Consider the following 18,856-nt stretch of genomic DNA (forward strand, 5'->3'; position numbering starts at 1 on the left):
CTTTGCGGGCGTTGGATCGTCGCGCCGGTCAAAAATTCCCTGTGTTACAAATCAGGCCCGCACGAACGGGTTCTCGCGCATTTCATCGCCCAGACGCGTGTCCGGACCATGCCCGGTGACCACGGTCGCTTCTTCGTCGAGGGTATACAGCCGCTGCTTGATCGACCGCACGATGGTCGCCTGATCGCCGCCCCACAAATCCGTGCGCCCTACCCCGCGTCGAAACAGCGTATCACCGGCAATCAGCAGCTTAGCCTCTGAAAACCAGAAGCTCATGGAACCTGGCGTATGCCCCGGTGTGTGGATCGCCACACCGCAACCGCAAGCCAGTTCTTCGTCATCGGCCAACCAGCGATCCGGCGACGGAACCGGCGTATAAGGCACTCCGAACATCTGGCACTGCATTTCCAGGTTGTCCCAGAGAAACTGATCTTCTTTGTGCAGGTGCAACGTCGCGCCGGTTTTCTCCTTGAGCTGACCGGAGGCCAGGAAGTGATCCAGGTGCGCGTGGGTATGGATGATGCTGACCACCTTCAAGCCCAAGGCATCGAGGCGCGCCAGAATCAATTCATGATTGCCGCCCGGGTCGACCACGATCGCCTTTTTAGTGATCGGGTCGCCGATGATGGTGCAGTTGCACTGCAACGGGCCGACGGGGAAGGTTTCGCGGATCAGGGCGGGGTTTGTAACGGTCATGGGAAATCGATGGCCTGTATTGGACAGAAGGCATTGAACATGGCTTCAGGATTCTACGCCACTCGCCGATACAGTTCTCCAGGCCAATTACTTGACGTCAGCAACAGAAAAGTAGTGGCCAGATGATGTCAACTGTACCGATTCTGGTGCAGAATTGTACTTTTGTAGCGGCCGCATCCAGGAAGGGCCGCAGCGCACTCAGGAATTTCGCATGCCCACTCCGACTGGTTCCACCTTAAGCTTTTATTCTTCGTTGACTGGCGTCAAACCCGTAGACAGTCTGCTCTCCGGAACTTACTGGCTAGGTTCGAGCTGGACCGTTGGAGGGTCGACGAACCTGAGCTACAGCTTCATCTCGGGCAGCAATTCCTACTTTGCTACCAACTACAGTGCCGACAATGAATACCTGGCAATGTATGAGCTGTCGCAGGACCAGCGTGGCGGCATTATCAGAGCGCTGAGCTCTTGGAGTGCGGTCGCCAATATCAAATTCACCCAGACCACCGACGATATCTCGAACGTCGGAGACCTGCGCTTTGGCGGCTATGCGCTGATGAAGGATCAGGCCGCTGCCTGGGCCTACACACCGTCCAATACGCCCAAGGGCGGGGATGTCTGGATCGGCGACCCAGCCAATGAGTTCCCGATCAATGGCTCCTACGATTACATGACCTATATCCACGAGATCGGTCATGCCATCGGACTTAAACACCCCTTCTCGCCCAACTCGCTGAACACCACGATCCTGGACCCGTCGCTGGACGATGTCCGCTTCACCGTGATGAGCTACAACAATAACTACTCGTATCAGCCTACAACGCCGATGCTTCTGGACATTCTCGCGATCCAGGCACTGTATGGGGCCAATACCCAGTGGCAATCCGGTGACAACGTTTATCGTTGGGAGAGCTACCAGAAGGTATTCGAAACCATCTGGGACTCCGGCGGTACCGATACGATTGACGCCAGCAACCAGCTGAATTCGGTCAACCTCGACTTGAACGAGGGCGCGTTCAGTTCCATCGGTGTCTACTTTGAGAACAGCACCAGCGGGACCACTTACATCTTCAACAGCGGTCTTGCGATTGCTTACGGTACGAAGATCGAAAACGCTATTGGCTCGACGTTCAACGATATTTTGAAAGGCAATGCCCTGGACAACGTCCTGGATGGCCGCGAAGGCGCGGATACCATGTACGGTGGCGCGGGTAACGATACTTACTACGTCGACAATAAAAATGATGTGGTCGTTGAAACCGGTACGTCCGCCACGGAAATCGACTCGGTAATTTCGACGGTCAGCTACAACCTCACCTTCAGCCCCAACGTGGAAAACCTCACGTTGCTCACTAGCGGCAACCTCAACGGGACCGGCAACGCTTCGAACAACGTGATCACGGGTAACGCCGGCAACAACGTTCTTGATGGCGATGCCGGCGCTGACACCCTGATTGGTGGCGCTGGCAACGACACCTACATCGTCGACAATGTGAACGACGTCGTCATCGAGACCAGCACTCTGGTCAGCGAAATCGACACCGTTCGCTCGTCGGCGACGTTCATGCTGGGCGCGAACCTGGAAAACCTCATCCTGACCGGCAATGCCAGCGTCAACGCCATTGGTAACGCACAGAACAACGTGCTCACAGGCAATGATGGCGACAACCAGTTGAATGGTGGCTTAGGGCTGGACACCATGATCGGTGGCAAGGGCAACGATGCCTATGCGGTGGATCAAGCGGGCGAATTGACGCTGGTCGTGGAAAACGCCAATGAAGGCAGCGACACCCTGCATGTCATCTACAACGCAACCGCCCAGGACAATCTTGTCGATCTGCGCGTGAGCAATCTGCAGAACGTCGAGAACGTATTGCTGTTGGGCACCGGCGCCTTTTCGGCGGTCGGCAACGACCTGAACAACGCCCTGACCGGCAACGGCTCGTCCAACACGCTTGACGGTGGACTGGGCAACGACACCCTTGATGGGGGCGCTGGCGCCGACACGATGATCGGCGGACTCGGTAACGACACCTATGTCGTGGACGACGTTGCGGATTCGGTGGTCGAAGCCGCCAACGAAGGCATCGACCTGGTCCAGAGCTCCATCGGGTATGCGCTGGGCGCCAATATCGAGAACGGCCAACTGGTAGGTACTGCCCAGGTCGACCTTACCGGTAACGATCTGAACAACCTCCTGACCGGTAACGCGGGCGCGAACATTCTCAACGGCATGGCCGGTGCCGACATCATGGACGGCGGGGCTGGCAACGACAGCTACTACGTCGACAACGTCGGTGACGTGGTCATCGAACGGGGCGCGTCCACCTCGGAAATCGACGCAGTCGCCGCCTCTATCGACTACACCCTGGGCGCCAATGTCGAATACCTGACCCTGCTGGGCTCGGCCAATCTCAACGGCACCGGCAACATCCTGAACAACGTGATCACCGGGAATGCCGGCGACAACATCCTCGATGGTGGCGCCGGCGGCGACTACCTGGCGGGAGGGACGGGTAACGACACTTACCTGGTCGACAATGTCGGCGACGTGGTGGTGGAAACCAGTACCCTGGTCAGTGAAATCGACACTGTGCGCTCCTCCGTGACATTCACGCTGGGTGCAAACCTGGAAAACCTGACGCTCGTCGGCACGAACACCGGCCCCATCAACGCGTTCGGCAACAGCCAGAACAACGTGCTGACGGGCAACGATGCCGACAACCAGTTGAGCGGTGGCGGCGGTCTGGACACGATGATCGGCGGCAAGGGTGATGACGGTTACATCCTGGATCAGTCCGGTGAACTGGCGCTGGTTCAGGAAAACGCCGGAGAAGGCAGAGACTCGCTGTACGTCACCTACAACGCGACCGCACAGGATTATGTGGTCGACCTCGGCTTGAGCAATCTGCAGAACGTCGAGGACGTCCTGATCCAGGGCAGCGGCGCATTCAGCGTGACCGGCAACGCCTTGAACAACGGCATGATCGGCAACAGTGGCGACAACCTGATAGACGGCGGCCTGGGCGCCGACTTCATGGCAGGCGGCACAGGCAACGACACCTATGTCGTCGATAACATTGGCGACGTCGTCAGTGAAACCAGTACTGTCGCCGGCGAAATCGACACCGTGCGCTCCTCGGTCACCTATGTGCTCGGCGCCAACCTGGAAAACCTCACCCTCACCGGCACCGCCAACATCAACGGCGTCGGCAACACCCAGAACAACGTGCTGATTGGCAATGATGGCGACAATCAGCTCAACGGTGGCGCCGGACTGGACACACTGATCGGTGGCAAGGGTAACGATGACTACGGTATCGACCAGGTGGGAGAACTGGCCCGTGTTCAGGAAAATGCGAACGAGGGGATCGACACGCTCTACATTGGCTACAACGCCGGCGACCCGAGGCTGTTCAGCAGCTATGTCGACCTGCTCGGTAATCTGCAGAACGTCGAAAACATCATTGTGCAGGGCAGCGGGTCATTCAACCTGACGGGCAACAGCCTGAACAACGCCCTGACCGGCAACGCCGACAACAACGTGCTCGACGGCGGCACCGGCGCCGACACCCTGGACGGCGGCGCCGGCAACGACACCTACTACGTCGACAACGTCGGTGACGTGGTGATCGAGCGCGGCACTTCAACCTCGGAAATCGATACCGTCAACGCCACGCTCAGCTACACCCTGGGTGCCAACGTTGAAAACCTGAACCTGCTGGGCGTCGGTGACATCAACGGTACAGGCAACGCCCTGAACAACCGTATCACCGGCAACAACGAAGACAACATCCTGGACGGTGGCGTGGGTGCCGACTTCATGGCGGGCGGTCGCGGCGACGACACCTATATCGTCGACAACGTCGGCGATGTCATCAGCGAAACCAGTGAAGTGAATTTCGAAATCGACAGCGTTTTCGCCTCGGTCACTTACACCCTGAGTGCCAACCTGGAAAACCTGACCCTGACTGGCACCGACAACATCAATGCTATCGGCAACGCCCGGAACAACGTGTTGATCGGCAACGATGGCGACAACCAGCTCAACGGCGGTCTGGGTCTGGACACCATGAGCGGTGGCAAGGGCAACGATGCCTACGCGCTCGACCAGGTCGGCGAACTGACGCGGATTCAGGAAAACGCCGGGGAAGGCAATGACTCGCTGTACGTGGTCTACAACGCAGACCAAGGCAACGCCATCAACCTGGGCGTGAGCAATCTGCAGAACGTCGAGAATATTCTGCTGCTGGGCACCGGCGCATTCAACCTCACCGGCAACAGCCTGAACAACACCTTGACCGGCAACGCCGACAACAACGTGCTCGACGGCGGCACCGGCGCCGACACCCTGGACGGCGGCGCCGGCAACGACACCTACTACGTCGACAACGCCGCTGACGTGGTGATCGAGCGCGGCACTTCGATCTCTGAAATCGACACCGTCGCCGCGTCGATCGATTACACCCTGGGCGCCAACCTCGAATACCTGACGCTGCTGGGCTCGGCCAACCTCAACGGCACCGGCAACGCTTCGAACAACGTGATCCTGGGCAATGCCGGCAACAACATCATCGACGGCGGCGTGGGGGGCGACTATCTGGCCGGCGGCGCGGGCAACGACACCTACATCGTCGACAACAGCGGCGACGTGGTGGTGGAAACCAGCACCCTGGTCAGCGAAATCGACACCGTGCGCTCCTCGGTCACCTACGTGCTCGGCGCCAACCTGGAAAACCTGACCCTCACCGGCTCCGCCAACATCAACGGTGTCGGCAACGCCCAGAACAACGTGTTGATCGGCAACGACGGCAGCAACCAGCTCAATGGCGGCCTGGGTCTGGACACCATGAGCGGCGGCAAGGGCGACGATTTCTACGCCGTGGACCAGGCCGGTGAACTGGCGCTGATCCAGGAAAACGCCGGCGAAGGCAAAGACGCGCTGTACGTGATCTTCGACGCGACCGCCCAGGACCATGCCATCGACCTGAGCCTGAGCAATCTGCAAAACGTCGAAGACGTGCTGCTGCTGAGCAACGGCGCATTCAACCTCACCGGCAACAGCCTGAACAACACCCTGACCGGCAACGCCGACAACAACGTGCTCGACGGCGGCACCGGCGCCGACACCCTGACGGGCGGCGCGGGCAACGACACCTACATCGTCGACAACAGCGGCGACGTGGTGTTGGAAACCAGCACCCTGGCCGGCGAAATCGACACCGTGCGCTCCTCGGTCACCTACGTGCTCGGCGCCAACCTGGAAAACCTGACCCTCACCGGCACCGACAACATCAACGGTGTCGGCAACGCCCAGAACAACGTGCTGATCGGCAACGATGGCGACAACCAGCTCAACGGAGGTCTGGGTCTGGACACCATGAGCGGCGGCAAAGGCAACGATGCCTACGCGCTCGACCAGGTCGGCGAACTGGCGCGGATTCAGGAAAACGCCGGGGAAGGCAATGACTCGCTGTACGTGGTCTACAACGCAGACCAAGGCAACGCCATCAACCTGGGCGTGAGCAATCTGCAGAACGTCGAGAATATTCTGCTGCTGGGCACCGGCGCATTCAACCTCACCGGCAACAGCCTGAACAACACCTTGACCGGCAACGCCGACAACAACGTGCTCGACGGCGGCACCGGCGCCGACACCCTGGACGGCGGCGCCGGCAACGACACCTACTACGTCGACAACGCCGCTGACGTGGTGATCGAGCGCGGCACTTCGACCTCGGAAATCGACACCGTCGCCGCGTCGATCGATTACACCCTGGGCGCCAACCTCGAATACCTGACGCTGCTGGGCTCGGCCAACCTCAACGGCACCGGCAACGCTTCGAACAACGTGATCCTGGGCAATGCCGGCAACAACATCATCGACGGCGGCGTGGGGGGCGACTATCTGGCCGGCGGCGCGGGCAACGACACCTACATCGTCGACAACAGCGGCGACGTCGTGGTGGAAACCAGCACCCTGGCCGGCGAAATCGATACCGTGCGCTCCTCGGTCACCTACGTGCTCGGCGCCAACCTGGAAAACCTGACCCTCACCGGCTCCGCCAACATCAACGGTGTCGGCAACGCCCAGAACAACGTGTTGATCGGCAACGACGGCAGCAACCAGCTCAATGGCGGCCTGGGTCTGGACACCATGAGCGGCGGCAAGGGCGACGATTTCTACGCCGTGGACCAGGCCGGTGAACTGGCGCTGATCCAGGAAAACGCCGGCGAAGGCAGAGACTCGCTGTACGTGATCTTCGACGCGACCGCCCAGGATCACGCCATCGACCTGAGCCTGAGCAATCTGCAAAACGTCGAAGACGTGCTGCTGCTGAGCAACGGCGCATTCAACCTCACCGGCAACAGCCTGAACAACACCTTGACCGGCAACGCCGACAACAACGTGCTCGACGGCGGCACCGGCGCCGACACCCTGGACGGTGGCGCCGGCAACGACACCTACTACGTCGACAACGTCGCTGACGTGGTGATCGAGCGCGGCACTTCGACCTCGGAGATCGACACCGTCGCCGCCTCGATCGACTACACCCTGGGGACCAACCTCGAATACCTGACGCTGCTGGGCTCGGCCAACCTCAACGGCACCGGCAACGCTTCGAACAACGTGATCCTGGGCAATGCCGGCAACAACATCATCGACGGCGGCGTGGGGGGCGACTATCTGGCCGGCGGCGCGGGCAACGACACCTACATCGTCGACAACAGCGGCGACGTGGTGGTGGAAACCAGCACCCTGGCCGGCGAAATCGACACCGTGCGCTCCTCGGTCACCTACGTGCTCGGCGCCAACCTGGAAAACCTGACCCTCACCGGCTCCGCCAACATCAACGGTGTCGGCAACGCCCAGAACAACGTGCTGATCGGCAACGACGGCAGCAACCAGCTCAATGGCGGCCTGGGTCTGGACACCATGAGCGGCGGCAAGGGCGACGATTTCTACGCCGTGGACCAGGCCGGTGAACTGGCGCTGATCCAGGAAAACGCCGGCGAAGGCAGAGACGCGCTGTACGTGATCTTCGACGCGACCGCCCAGGATCACGCCATCGACCTGAGCCTGAGCAATCTGCAAAACGTCGAAGACGTGCTGCTGCTGAGCAACGGCGCATTCAACCTCACCGGCAACAGCCTGAACAACACCTTGACCGGCAACGCCGACAACAACGTGCTCGACGGCGGCACCGGTGCCGACACCCTGACGGGCGGTGCGGGCAACGACACCTACATCGTCGACAACAGCGGCGACGTCGTGGTGGAAACCAGTACCCTGGCCGGCGAAATCGACACCGTGCGCTCCTCGGTCACCTACGTGCTCGGCGCCAACCTGGAAAACCTGACCCTCACCGGCTCCGGCAACATCAACGGTGTCGGCAACGCCCAGAACAACGTGCTGATCGGCAACGACGGCAGCAACCAGCTCAATGGCGGACTGGGTCTGGACACCATGAGCGGCGGCAAGGGCGACGATTTCTACGCCGTGGACCAGGCCGGTGAACTGGCGCTGATCCAGGAAAACGCCGGCGAAGGCAGAGACTCGCTGTACGTGATCTTCGACGCGACCGCCCAGAACCATGCCATCGACCTGAGCCTGAACAATCTGCAAAACGTCGAAGACGTGCTGCTGATGAGCAACGGCGCATTCAACCTTACCGGCAACAGCCTGAACAACACCTTGACCGGCAACGCCGACAACAACGTGCTCGACGGCGGCACCGGCGCCGACACCCTGGACGGCGGCGCCGGCAACGACACCTACTACGTCGACAACGTCGCTGACGTGGTGATCGAGCGCGGCACTTCGACCTCGGAAATCGACACCGTCGCCGCCTCGATCGACTACACCCTGGGAACCAACCTCGAATACCTGACGCTGCTCGGCTCGGCCAACCTCAACGGCACCGGCAACGCCTCGAACAACGTGATCCTGGGCAATGCCGGCAACAACATCATCGACGGCGGCGTGGGGGGCGACTATCTGGCCGGCGGCGCGGGCAACGACACCTACATCGTCGACAACAGCGGCGACGTGGTGGTGGAAACCAGCACCCTGGCCGGCGAAATCGACACCGTGCGCTCCTCGGTTACCTACGTGCTCGGCGCCAACCTGGAGAACCTGACCCTCACCGGCTCCGCCAACATCAACGGTGTCGGCAACGCCCAGAACAACGTGCTGATCGGCAACGACGGCAGCAACCAGCTCAACGGAGGTCTGGGTCTGGACACCATGAGCGGCGGCAAGGGCGACGATTTCTACGCCGTGGACCAGGCCGGTGAACTGGCGCTGATCCAGGAAAACGCCGGCGAAGGCAAAGACGCGCTGTACGTGATCTTCGACGCGACCGCCCAGGACCATGCCATCGACCTGAGCCTGAGCAATCTGCAAAACGTCGAAGACGTGCTGCTGATGAGCAACGGCGCATTCAACCTTACCGGCAATAGCCTGAGCAACACCTTGACCGGGAATGCTGACAACAACATTTTGAACGGCGGCGCAGGTGCGGATTCCCTCACCGGCGGCGCAGGTGCTGACAAGTTCGTGTTCAGCAGCGTCAGCGACATGGGCACCGGTAGCAACCGCGACATCGTTACCGACTTCAGCACCTTGCAGGGCGACAAGATCGATCTGTCGCAGTTCGATGCCAATCTGCAGCTCAACGGCTTCAACGGCTTTACCTTCATCGGTGCAGGCGATTTTACCGGCGCCGGGCAGCTGCGATTCGTTGATCACGTCCTGTCGGGTAACGTCAGCGGCAACGCGGGTGCCGACTTCGAAATCCAACTGGTCGGTGTAAACACCTTTAGCGCCAACGACTTGGTGGCGTGACGGTTTTACCCGCCTGAACAAACAAAACGCCCCGACTGGTTCGGGGCGTTTTGTTTTCTCGGCACTGCGTTTTTCCTGCTAAACCAACAGCCCCATCTCCTTCGCCCGCGCCACCGCCTGCGTACGCCGTTCAACCCCAAGCTTGCTGTTGATGTGGCTGGCGTGGGTCTTGACCGTGTGCAGCGAGATGAACAGTTGATCGCTGATTTGCTGGTTCGAACAACCTTCGGCAATCAGGCGCAGTACCGCCAGTTCACGGGTGCTGAGCTGTTCTGCCGCCGCACATGACTCCACGACCGGGCGAACGGCCACGATCGGTAAATGCTCGGCAAGGTTTTGTGAAAAAGCGGTCTGGGAACAGAGTTGCAATTGCCCGCGCAGCCACTCCGAATGTCCTGCGAGCAACCCGTCGAAGGGTTGCAATACACCGCCAACCGCTGCTTCCAGCGCCTGGGCCAGTGCCTTGCGGGCCTCGGGCTCCCGTCCGCCGGTCAGCAACAAGGTCACTTTTTGTGTCAGCGCCATTGCACAAAGCAATTGCCGTCCGGTTTGCTGCCCATGTTCAAGCAACGCATTCAACCGCCCTTCGGCGAGCATCGGTTGCCCTTGAATGACTTCCAGCAAGGCCTGCTGTAACTCGATATGCAGCGGCAGCTGTGGATGAAACTCCGGCGGCGCGGCCGCGTGTTCGCCGTTGTAGGTCTGACCCAGACGCGCCAGCCAGGCTTCGGCCAGGTCGGTGCGTCCCTGGGCCAGCCAGAGCTCGCATTTGACCAGTGTGATCATCGCCAGGTAATAAATCGGTGGCACGTCCCAGATGTGCATCAGCCGCTCGGCTTCGGCCAGTTCGGCGAAGGCTTTGGCGAACTCGCCGCTGTTGCCCTCAAGCCGCGCGATCACACAATGGCCGAGCAATACGCTGATATCGCGACAGGCCCGTGCTTCACTCAAACCGGTTTGCAAGCGCACCCGCGCGACTTGTGGTTGCAGGTGCATGGCCAGCAGGAAACCTTCATACATGGTCAGCCGTGCGCGTACGGCATAAAGCCGTTGCGCAGACAGCCCTTGCAAGCGTTGCAGGCCCTGACGGACTTCTTGCAGCGAACGCAGGATTTCCCCGCGCGCCTGCAACACACGGGCGCGGTCGTAATGGGCCAGTGCTTCAAACAATGGATTGCCGACACGCTGCGCCAATTCCAGCGACTCACGGTTCAAATTGCGCGCACGCCACAAATCGCCGTCGGCGATGGCCAGGTTGGACAGGGTCGAGAGGCACATCAAGCGTTGCCCGTAGCGTTTGGCCGGCAGGCTCTGCAGCGCTTCAGTGCAATAAAGAAGCGTCAGATCACGGTTGCCGCGCCCGCGAGCGATGATGCCGCTCAGGGCCAGCCACTGCGCCAGCATCGACTTCTGCGCCGTGGCCGAAGGGGCCGGCAGGAAGCGGCTCAAATGGGCAGCCAGTTCCTCCGCGGCGTCCAGCTGACAGGCCAGCCCCAACGCCCAGCTATAGAGCACGATCAATCGGGGGGTGCTGATCAGCAGGCTGTCGGGCAGGTCCATTTTCCAGCGCAGCAACATGCCGACGTTCTGCTCGGCGAGCAGTTGTTCTTCAGAGAGGTTTTGCACCAGGTTCGCCGCAACGTCCAGATGCCCGGCACGCAACGCTTGCTCCACCGCTTCGTCGAGCAGCCCCTGTGCATTGAACCAGCGACATGCGCGCAAATGCAGGCTGGCCGCGGGCACTATCGTCTGCGCGGTGGGCCGGGTGCGCAGCAGGTCGGAAAACAGATGGTGATAGCGGTACCAGTGGCCGTGCTCGTCCAGTGGCACCAGGAACACTTGATGTGCCTGGAGGAAACGCAGGATTTCAGCACTGTCATGAGCTTCGCGAACCGCGTCGCAGAGCTCGCTGCAAAAACGTTCCTGGGGGGCTGTGTCGTAAAGGAACTGTTGCACTTCGGCCGGCAGGCAATCGATGACTTCTTCGAGCAGGTAATCGCGAATCAGTCCTTCCCCGCCGTGCAGCGACTGCGGCAACGCACCTTCTGTGCCCGCCTCGGCGGCTGCCAGCAACCAGAATCGCAGCCCCGCAACCCAGCCTTCACTGCGTTGAATCAGGCTTTCCAGCGCCTCACCACGCAATGAAGTGCTGTGGCGATCAAGCAACGTGAGGGCTTCATCGTGGGTCAGGCGAAGGTCCTGTTCATGCAGTTCGAGCAGTTGGCGCGACAGGCGCAAACGGGCCAGGTGCCAGTCCGGGCGCTGTCGACTGGTGACCATGACCAGCAAGCCATCCGGCAAATGATTGAGGAAAAATTGCAGGCAACGATCGAGCACCGGGCCTTGCGCAAGGTGGTAATCATCGAGCACCAGCAGCAAAGGCGTACTTGGCGACAGGTGAATGGCCAGCTCGTCCAGCAACCCGTCCAGCCATTCTTCAAAAGCGAACGGCTGATGGCGCTGGCGCATTTTCAGCAGTCCCAGCGCCTGGCTGCCCAGTGTCGGAAAGTAATCCTGGAGCCCTTCGAGCAACCGCTCAAGGAAACGCCCCGGGTCGCTATCTCGCGAACTCAACCCCAGCCACAGGCTTTGCCAGGAAGGTGGCAACCCCTGACAGAACTCCACCGCCAAGGAACTCTTGCCAAACCCGGCGGGTGCGCTGACCAGCAACAGCCTGCCACCGAGGCCAGCACTCAGGCGTTCGCACAGACGAGGCCGCAGCACATGGCCGTCGGGCAGCGGAGGCCTGAAAAAGCGCCCGTCCAATGCGGCGACGGAAACGCTTGCGGGGCCCGGGGGTGGGGACAGATCAGTCATGGCCGGCTCTTGTTTGAATTGCGGATGGCGGCGTTGCAGATGTCCGCAGACTAGCGGTAAACGGATAGGGAATGAAGGTTATTGCTACAAATGGCTACAAAAAGTCTACAAGCAGAGAGGTCGGTCAACCCGGCAACCACACCGCCTTTGTGAACTCCAAAAAAAAACGCCCCGAACCAGTCGGGGCGTTTTCGAGGATGCGGCCTCTGTTCAGTACAGGTTAACGAACCCCGTCCTGACGCAGTGCGGCCGGTGTGAAGTCACTGGTGGTGGCGGTGAAGCCGAAGTTATACGCGGACTTCTCTTCGTTCTTCATACCCAGCGCCAGGTAACGGCCCGATTGCAGGTCGTAGAGCACTTCCAAGGCATACCACGGCACTTGTTTGTCGTAGTAGTCTTCGGCATGCGCCTCAGCCACACGCCACAACTGGCCACGACCGTCGTAGTGATCGATCACCGCGGCTTGCCAGGTGTCTTCGTCGATGTAGAAGTCACGCTTGGCGTAGATGTGACGCTGGCCTTCTTTCAAGGTCGCCACCACATGCCAGACCCTACGCAGCTCGTAACGGGTCAGGTCCTGGTTGATGTGACCGGCCTTGATGATGTCGGTGTACTTGAGGTTCGGCGAATCGATTTTGTAGCTGTCGGAAGCGATGTACATCTCTTTCTTGCCTTCGAGCTTCCAGTCGTAGCGATCCGGCGCACCGTTGAACATGTCCAGGTTGTCGGAGGTACGCAGGCCATCCGCCGCAGTACCCGGCCCGTCATAGGACACTTGTGGTGCACGACGCACGCGACGCTGACCGGCGTTGTAGACCCACGCCGAACGCGGTTCCTTCACTTGGTCGAGGGTTTCGTGCACCAGCAGCACACCACCGGCCAGACGTGCCGGCGCGGTCACTTTCTGCTTGAAGTAGAACAGGATGTTGCCCGGGTTTTTCGGGTCGTAGTCCTTCATCTTGTCGCGGAAAACGAACTGATCCTCGAAGTACACCAGGCTGAACGAACCGTTCGGCTGTGGCGTGGCCTGGGTCACCAGACGGGTCACGCTGCCACCGCGATAGCGGGTAATGTGGTTCCAGATGACTTCAACGCCGCTTTTCGGAATCGGAAACGGTACGGCGGTTTCGAAGTTTTCCAGGCCGTTGCCGCCGGACACGAGGGTCGTTGCGGTGGCGTTTTTCTTGATGGCGGCGAACACGTCATCCGGCACGGTGGAGCCGCGATGGGACGGGTAAACCGGCATCTTGTAGGTTTCCGGGTAGCGCTTGAACATCGCGTACTGGCCCGGGGCGAGTTTCTCTTTGTACTGGTCGACGTTCTGCGCGGTGATGGTGAACAGCGGCTTTTCACTGGCGAACGGGTCGGACAGGAAACCCTTGCTGTCAACGGTGCCGGCGTTTTTCGGCATGGGCTTCCAGGCCGGAATCGAACCGTCGGCGTTGCCCGCCATCTCGGCACCCATCGGCGTCAGGCTCTTGCCCAGTTTGTCGGCTTCGGCCGCAGGGACCGCCGCCATTACGCTGCTCGCCAGCAGCGAAAGCCCCAAGACACCGGCGTGGAACAGACTCTTTGTTATTTTCATATGTGTGTTCGTCCTCAAAAAACAGTGCTTAGAAGTTCACGCCGACGCTGAGTGCAACAAAGTCGCGATCATCTACGGTGGTGTACTTGCCGTCGAAGAAGTTGGTGTAGGCCAGGCTTGCGGTGTAGGTGTTCTGGTATTCGGCATCGACGCCCAGGCTCACTGCTTTACGACCTTCTTCGAAGTTGCCGCCAGGGCCAGGCGAGTAACCGTTCACGTCGTGGGACCAGGCCACGTTCGGCTTGAGGTTCACGCCGGCGAACACGTCGTTGTATTCCCAGATCGCACGACCGCGGTAGCCCCACGAAGTCGCCGTGGTGAAGCCGTCGTTGTCGCAGTTGCGGCTGCGGTTGTTGGTGGCAGCGCCTGGACCAGCCCCGTTGATGGTGCTGGTGTTGAGTGCAACACAGGTGTCCAGAGCGCCCGAGGCGGGCAGACTACCCGGACCGTAGACCGGATCGCGACCATAACGAACCTCAGAGGTGCTTTCCAGGCCACCGACATGGGTCACGCCCACTTCGCCGACCAGTGTGAGACGACTGGCGCCCATGACTTGATCGAAGAAGTGCGTCAGGGTGGTCTGGAACTGGGTGACCTCTTTACGACGATAACCGTTCAGGTCGGTGCCCGGAGCGGCCGACAGCAACGAAGCGTTGGTCAACGGATTGTTCGGATTGTTGTTGCCCAAAGGACGAATGCCGGCGAACAGAATGTCGGTGGAGTTCAACTGCACCGGTGCGTTCGGACGGTAGCTGATCTCACCGCTCCACGCCGTACCGGTAGGCAGGGTGGTGGAGAAGCTCAAACCGTAGAGGCGAATGTCTTCAGGGTATTCGATGAAGTATTTCGAGTTACCCGCGACCAGCAGCGGACCCAGAGCCTGGAAAGCGCCTGGCAATGCCGCCACGCCGTTGTAGACCGATTGTGGCGCACCGGTGGCGCTGAAGATCGGCGCACGGCTGTGGTAGTTCATGAAGTAGGCACCGAACTCGGTGTCCAGCGGGTCGAACATGTACTTGAAGGACGCGCCCCACTGGCCGCTGTCGCGTGCATCACGATCGCCGCCACGCTGGACCAGAACACCTTCTTCGTTGACGTTGACACCGTTGGCTGCCAACGGGCCCAACGCGATGGCTGGAATCGTCGAGCGCTTGTTCAGCACGCGCAGGTTGTTGTCGCAACCGTCGGCGACGATGTCTGGTTGAGAGAAGAACGTGCCGCAGTTGTCGACAACGGTCTGGTCCCATTCCAGCTGGTAGAACGCTTCGGCCGAAAGGTTTTCGGTCAGGCTCTGGGACACATAGAACATGTTGACCGGGATCAGGCCTTCCTTGATCTCGGCACCGGGACGACGGAACGCAGACACGTCAATCGGGTTGATCGAGTTGATGCCGCCGCCGATGAATGTACTTTCACCCCAGCTCACGACCTGCTTGCCCAGACGCACGGAGCCCGGCTCATCGGCAACGGTGTAGTTGTGGTAGATGAAGGCGTCGAGGATTTGCCCGCCGGAGGACTTGGCGCCCTCTTTGCGGCCGTCGTTTTCGACGTTCTTGAATTCCAGGTTGGTATCTTGCAGCGCGAAGTCGTACCAGTATTTGCCCCGGACAAACACGCCGGTGTCGCCGTATTTCAATTCAAGGTCATGGATGCCCTTGAAGATCTTCGAGAACGCTTGCCCGCTCTTGAAGTTCAGGTGACCGTCATCGGAGGTCTGGGACAGGCCATGCCCGCCGTTGTTGACGCCGATCAGGTTCTTGTTCGGCTGTTGGGTCGAGATACTCATACCCAGGGACAGCGACGAGTCGAACTGACCTTCGATTTCACCAACGTTGAAACTGACGCCGAATGCAGGCCCGGCGAGCGAAGAGGCGAGACTGACCGCCAGGGGCAATTTCGCCCGGCGCCAGAACTTGTTTACTGATGTCATCGACGCTACTCCATGTGCATTATTGTTATGGCAGTGAGCACTTCTAAAAACGTTGTGGGTGACGGGGAGCCAAGGCGTCCCGAAGTCACTCCAAAATTGCATCGCCCCGTTTTGTGCGTTTGCTCCGTTCTTAAAAATCCTTGAGCGGACTATAGCCAGCAGGTAGTAGAGCTTGATCCCTCTAAAGTGTGATTTGCAGCTGCCGGCCACTCTGGAACAGTCCTTTCGCCAGTCCGACACATGTCGGCACGGCAAGGATGGCTGAAAATTCGGATTACACAAGCCAAGCGCTTGCTTGGTGGGGCTGGCGTGCCCTTTCGGGCACACCGGAGGACGCTTAAAGCGTCGAGAGGAACGCGCTGTTGTTGGCCTGCCATTCAGTGATGTCGAGGCGGATGCGCTTCTTGTCGAGCTTGCCGACGCTGGTCTTGGGAATTTCAGTAACAAGGGCAATCTGGCTAGGAATGGCCCACTTGCTCAGGTGCCCCAATTCCACGAACGGCTTGAGGTGTTCCTTGAGTTCCCGGGCCCCGATCTCATGCCCTTCGCGAAGCACCAGCAGAGCGAACGGGCGCTCGCCCCACTGCGGATCGGCGATGCCCACCACTGCTACTTCGCGTACCGAAACGTGGCGACTGATCAAGTCTTCGAGGTCCAGGGACGAGATCCACTCGCCACCGGTCTTGATCACGTCCTTGATGCGGTCTCGAATGTCGATCACGCCCATGGCATCCAGCGTCGCCACGTCGCCGGTATGCAGCCAGCCTCCGGCCCAGAGCTCGGCGCCCTTCTGCGGTTCGTTGAAATAGCCTTCGGTGAGCCATGGCGCACGCAGCACGAGCTCGCCCTGGGTCTCGCCATCGGCGGGCAGGAAATTGCCGTCAGTGTCGACGATCGCCGCTTCCACCAAGGGCCCCGGCACGCCGGCCTTGATGCGATAGGTGGTGCGTTCGTCTTCGCTGCCGGCCATCAACTCATCATTGAGGTGAGCACACGACACCAGCGGCCCGGTTTCCGACATGCCGTAAGCCGCGGTCAACTGGATGCCCTTGCTCTTGGCCGCTTCGTACAGCGTACGGTTGAGCGCACTGCCGCCGATGACGATTTTCCAGCCGCCGAAATCCGTGCCTTGCGCCGCTTTGGCGTTGAGGATCATTTGCAGAATGGTCGGTACGCAGTGGGAAAAGGTGACCTTCTCCTTGTGCCACAGCTCCACCAGGTATTCCGGGTCGTAGCGGCCGGGATACACCTGCTTGAGCCCGAGCATGGTCGCCACATACGGCAAGCCCCAGGCATGCACATGGAACATCGGGGTGATCGGCATGTACACGTCGCTGGTGCCCAGCAGGCGCACGCTGTCGATGGAGCCCATGATGGTCGACACGCCCATGGTGTGCAGGACCAGTTGCCGGTGGGTGAAATACACACCTTTGGGGTTGCCGGTGGTACCGGTGGTGTAGAACGTGGTCGCGACGGAGTTTTCGTCGAAGTCCTGGAAGTCGTATTGCGCACTGGCAGCCGCCAGCAGTTGCTCGTACTCGCCGATCAGGTTCGGCAGATCGGCGGTTTTCTCCGGCAGATCAGTCAGCAGCAGGGTTTTCTCGACCGTGGTCAAGTGCCCGGCAATCGCCTGGTAAAGCCCCACGAACTCGCTGTTGACCAGTACAAAGCGGTCCTCGGCGTGGTTCATGGTGTAGAGGATCTGTTCCGGCGACAGGCGCACGTTGATCGTGTGGATCACCGCGCCGATCATCGGGATGGCGAACATGCATTCCAGGTAGCGATGGCTGTCCCAGTCCATCACCGCCACCGTATCCCCGGCCTTGACCCCGGCGGCCGTCAGCACGTTGGCCAGCCGCGCGACCCGTTCGATCAGGGTCGGATAGCTGTAGCGCAACTGGTCGCGGTAAATGATCTCGCGGGTTTTCTCATAACGAGCGCCGGACATCAGCAGCCGCTTGATCAGCAGCGGATACTGGTAAGCGCCTTCGGCTGGGGGGATAACGCGAGTCTGCAACATATGAATCCCTTTTCTGGCTGCACGGTGTTGGCTGAATAAAAGCACTTTAGTGCCCTTCAATGTCAGCCAAATCAGCCAAAGGAATGATTTGCAGAGCCGTACAAATGCTAGCTTTGCGCCAGCATTTGCAGGATGTCGAGGATCAGCCCGCTATCAATGCATCTCGGTGAACGCGAGTTTCACGCCGATGGCGATCAGCACCACGCCCATGGTGCGGTCGAACCAGTGGCCCATGCGGGCGAAACCGGCGCGCACACGCTGTTGGCTGAACAGCCGCGCCACCAGGCAAAACCACAGCGCCGTCGCCGCCGCGAGATAGACCCCGTAACCGGCTTGCACCGCCAACGGCGTATGCGGGTTGATCACCACGGTGAACAACGACAGGAAGAACAGCGTGGCTTTCGGGTTCAGGCCGTTGGTCACAAAACCGGAGGTGAACGCGCCCCGGGCGGTGCGCTCGCCGGTTTCCTTGTGCAAGTTGTCATCGACAGCCTTGGCCGGTTGCGCGCGCAGGGCCTTGTAGCCGATGTACAGCAGGTACGCGGCGGCGGCCCATTTCAGCGCGTTGAACAGTACGATCGACTGGGACACGATCAGGCCGATGCCCAGCAGCGAATAGCCGACGTGCAGGAAAATGGCGGTGCCGACGCCCAGCGCCGTCCAGGTACCGGCGCGCCGACCGTGGGTCACGCTTTCACGCACCACCACGGCAAAGTCCGGGCCGGGACTGGCCACGGCGAGCAAGTGAATCAGGGCAACGGTCAAGAACTCTGTCCAGTACATGGGGGCTCCTTTGGGGCAGATCGGTCGAAAAGAAAAATGTCAGGCTGACAACATCCCTGTAGTAGCTGGCAAAGCCTGCGTTCGGCTGCACAGCCGTCGTGAAATCAGGCACCGCGCTCTTACAGAAAGTCCGCATGTTCCGGGTTTACGACTGCTGCGCAGCCGAACGCAGGCTTCGCC

7 protein-coding genes are annotated in these 18,856 nt (G+C 60.3%); 1 reads left to right on the forward strand and 6 read right to left on the reverse strand.

The features are described 5' to 3' along the window. Positions 1 to 51: 51 nt before the first annotated feature. On the reverse strand, positions 52 to 696 hold the full coding sequence (locus H8F22_RS20590; RefSeq protein WP_027922666.1) for an MBL fold metallo-hydrolase: 645 nt from the start codon (positions 694 to 696) through the stop codon (positions 52 to 54). Between the two features lie 211 nt (positions 697 to 907). Here H8F22_RS20590 and H8F22_RS20595 point away from each other — a divergent pair, with 211 nt between their 5' ends. Beyond that, a complete protein-coding gene (locus H8F22_RS20595; RefSeq protein WP_194940616.1) occupies positions 908 to 9,541 on the forward strand; it encodes a M10 family metallopeptidase C-terminal domain-containing protein in 8,634 nt (2,877 codons plus the stop codon). Between the two features lie 78 nt (positions 9,542 to 9,619). Here the strand turns inward: H8F22_RS20595 and H8F22_RS20600 are convergent, their stop codons facing one another. From H8F22_RS20600 to H8F22_RS20620, 5 genes are all read right to left on the reverse strand, one after another. Continuing rightward, positions 9,620 to 12,358: a LuxR C-terminal-related transcriptional regulator gene (locus H8F22_RS20600; RefSeq protein ID WP_027925995.1), complete on the reverse strand. Its 2,739-nt coding sequence runs from the start codon at positions 12,356 to 12,358 to the stop codon at positions 9,620 to 9,622. Between the two features lie 220 nt (positions 12,359 to 12,578). Then, positions 12,579 to 13,943 carry a DUF1329 domain-containing protein gene (locus tag H8F22_RS20605; RefSeq protein WP_027925994.1) on the reverse strand — a complete coding sequence of 455 codons (1,365 nt, stop codon included), beginning with the start codon at positions 13,941 to 13,943 and terminating at the stop codon, positions 12,579 to 12,581. A 28-nt stretch (positions 13,944 to 13,971) separates the two neighbouring features. Next, a complete protein-coding gene (locus H8F22_RS20610) occupies positions 13,972 to 15,873 on the reverse strand; it encodes a DUF1302 domain-containing protein (RefSeq protein WP_059182170.1) in 1,902 nt (633 codons plus the stop codon). A 337-nt stretch (positions 15,874 to 16,210) separates the two neighbouring features. Further along, positions 16,211 to 17,893, reverse strand: a complete 1,683-nt coding sequence (locus H8F22_RS20615) for a fatty acid--CoA ligase (protein WP_027925992.1) — start codon at positions 17,891 to 17,893, stop codon at positions 16,211 to 16,213. A 153-nt stretch (positions 17,894 to 18,046) separates the two neighbouring features. Continuing rightward, positions 18,047 to 18,676, reverse strand: a complete 630-nt coding sequence (locus H8F22_RS20620) for a LysE family translocator (RefSeq protein ID WP_027925991.1) — start codon at positions 18,674 to 18,676, stop codon at positions 18,047 to 18,049. Between the last annotated feature and the right edge of the window lie 180 nt (positions 18,677 to 18,856).

This window comes from Pseudomonas mucoides, assembly GCF_015461845.1.
Lineage (GTDB): Bacteria > Pseudomonadota > Gammaproteobacteria > Pseudomonadales > Pseudomonadaceae > Aquipseudomonas > Aquipseudomonas mucoides.

Bases quoted from the DNA above. Each gene is read 5' to 3' on its own strand.
- H8F22_RS20600 (WP_027925995.1), bottom strand. From the start codon at position 12,358: ATGACTGATCTGTCCCCACCCCCGGGCCCCGCAAGCGTTTCCGTCGCC.
- H8F22_RS20620 (WP_027925991.1), bottom strand. From the start codon at position 18,676: ATGTACTGGACAGAGTTCTTGACCGTTGCCCTGATTCACTTGCTCGCC.
- H8F22_RS20590 (WP_027922666.1), bottom strand. From the start codon at position 696: ATGACCGTTACAAACCCCGCCCTGATCCGCGAAACCTTCCCCGTCGGC.
- H8F22_RS20615 (WP_027925992.1), bottom strand. From the start codon at position 17,893: ATGTTGCAGACTCGCGTTATCCCCCCAGCCGAAGGCGCTTACCAGTAT.
- H8F22_RS20605 (WP_027925994.1), bottom strand. From the start codon at position 13,943: ATGAAAATAACAAAGAGTCTGTTCCACGCCGGTGTCTTGGGGCTTTCG.
- H8F22_RS20610 (WP_059182170.1), bottom strand. From the start codon at position 15,873: ATGACATCAGTAAACAAGTTCTGGCGCCGGGCGAAATTGCCCCTGGCG.
- H8F22_RS20595 (WP_194940616.1), top strand. From the start codon at position 908: ATGCCCACTCCGACTGGTTCCACCTTAAGCTTTTATTCTTCGTTGACT.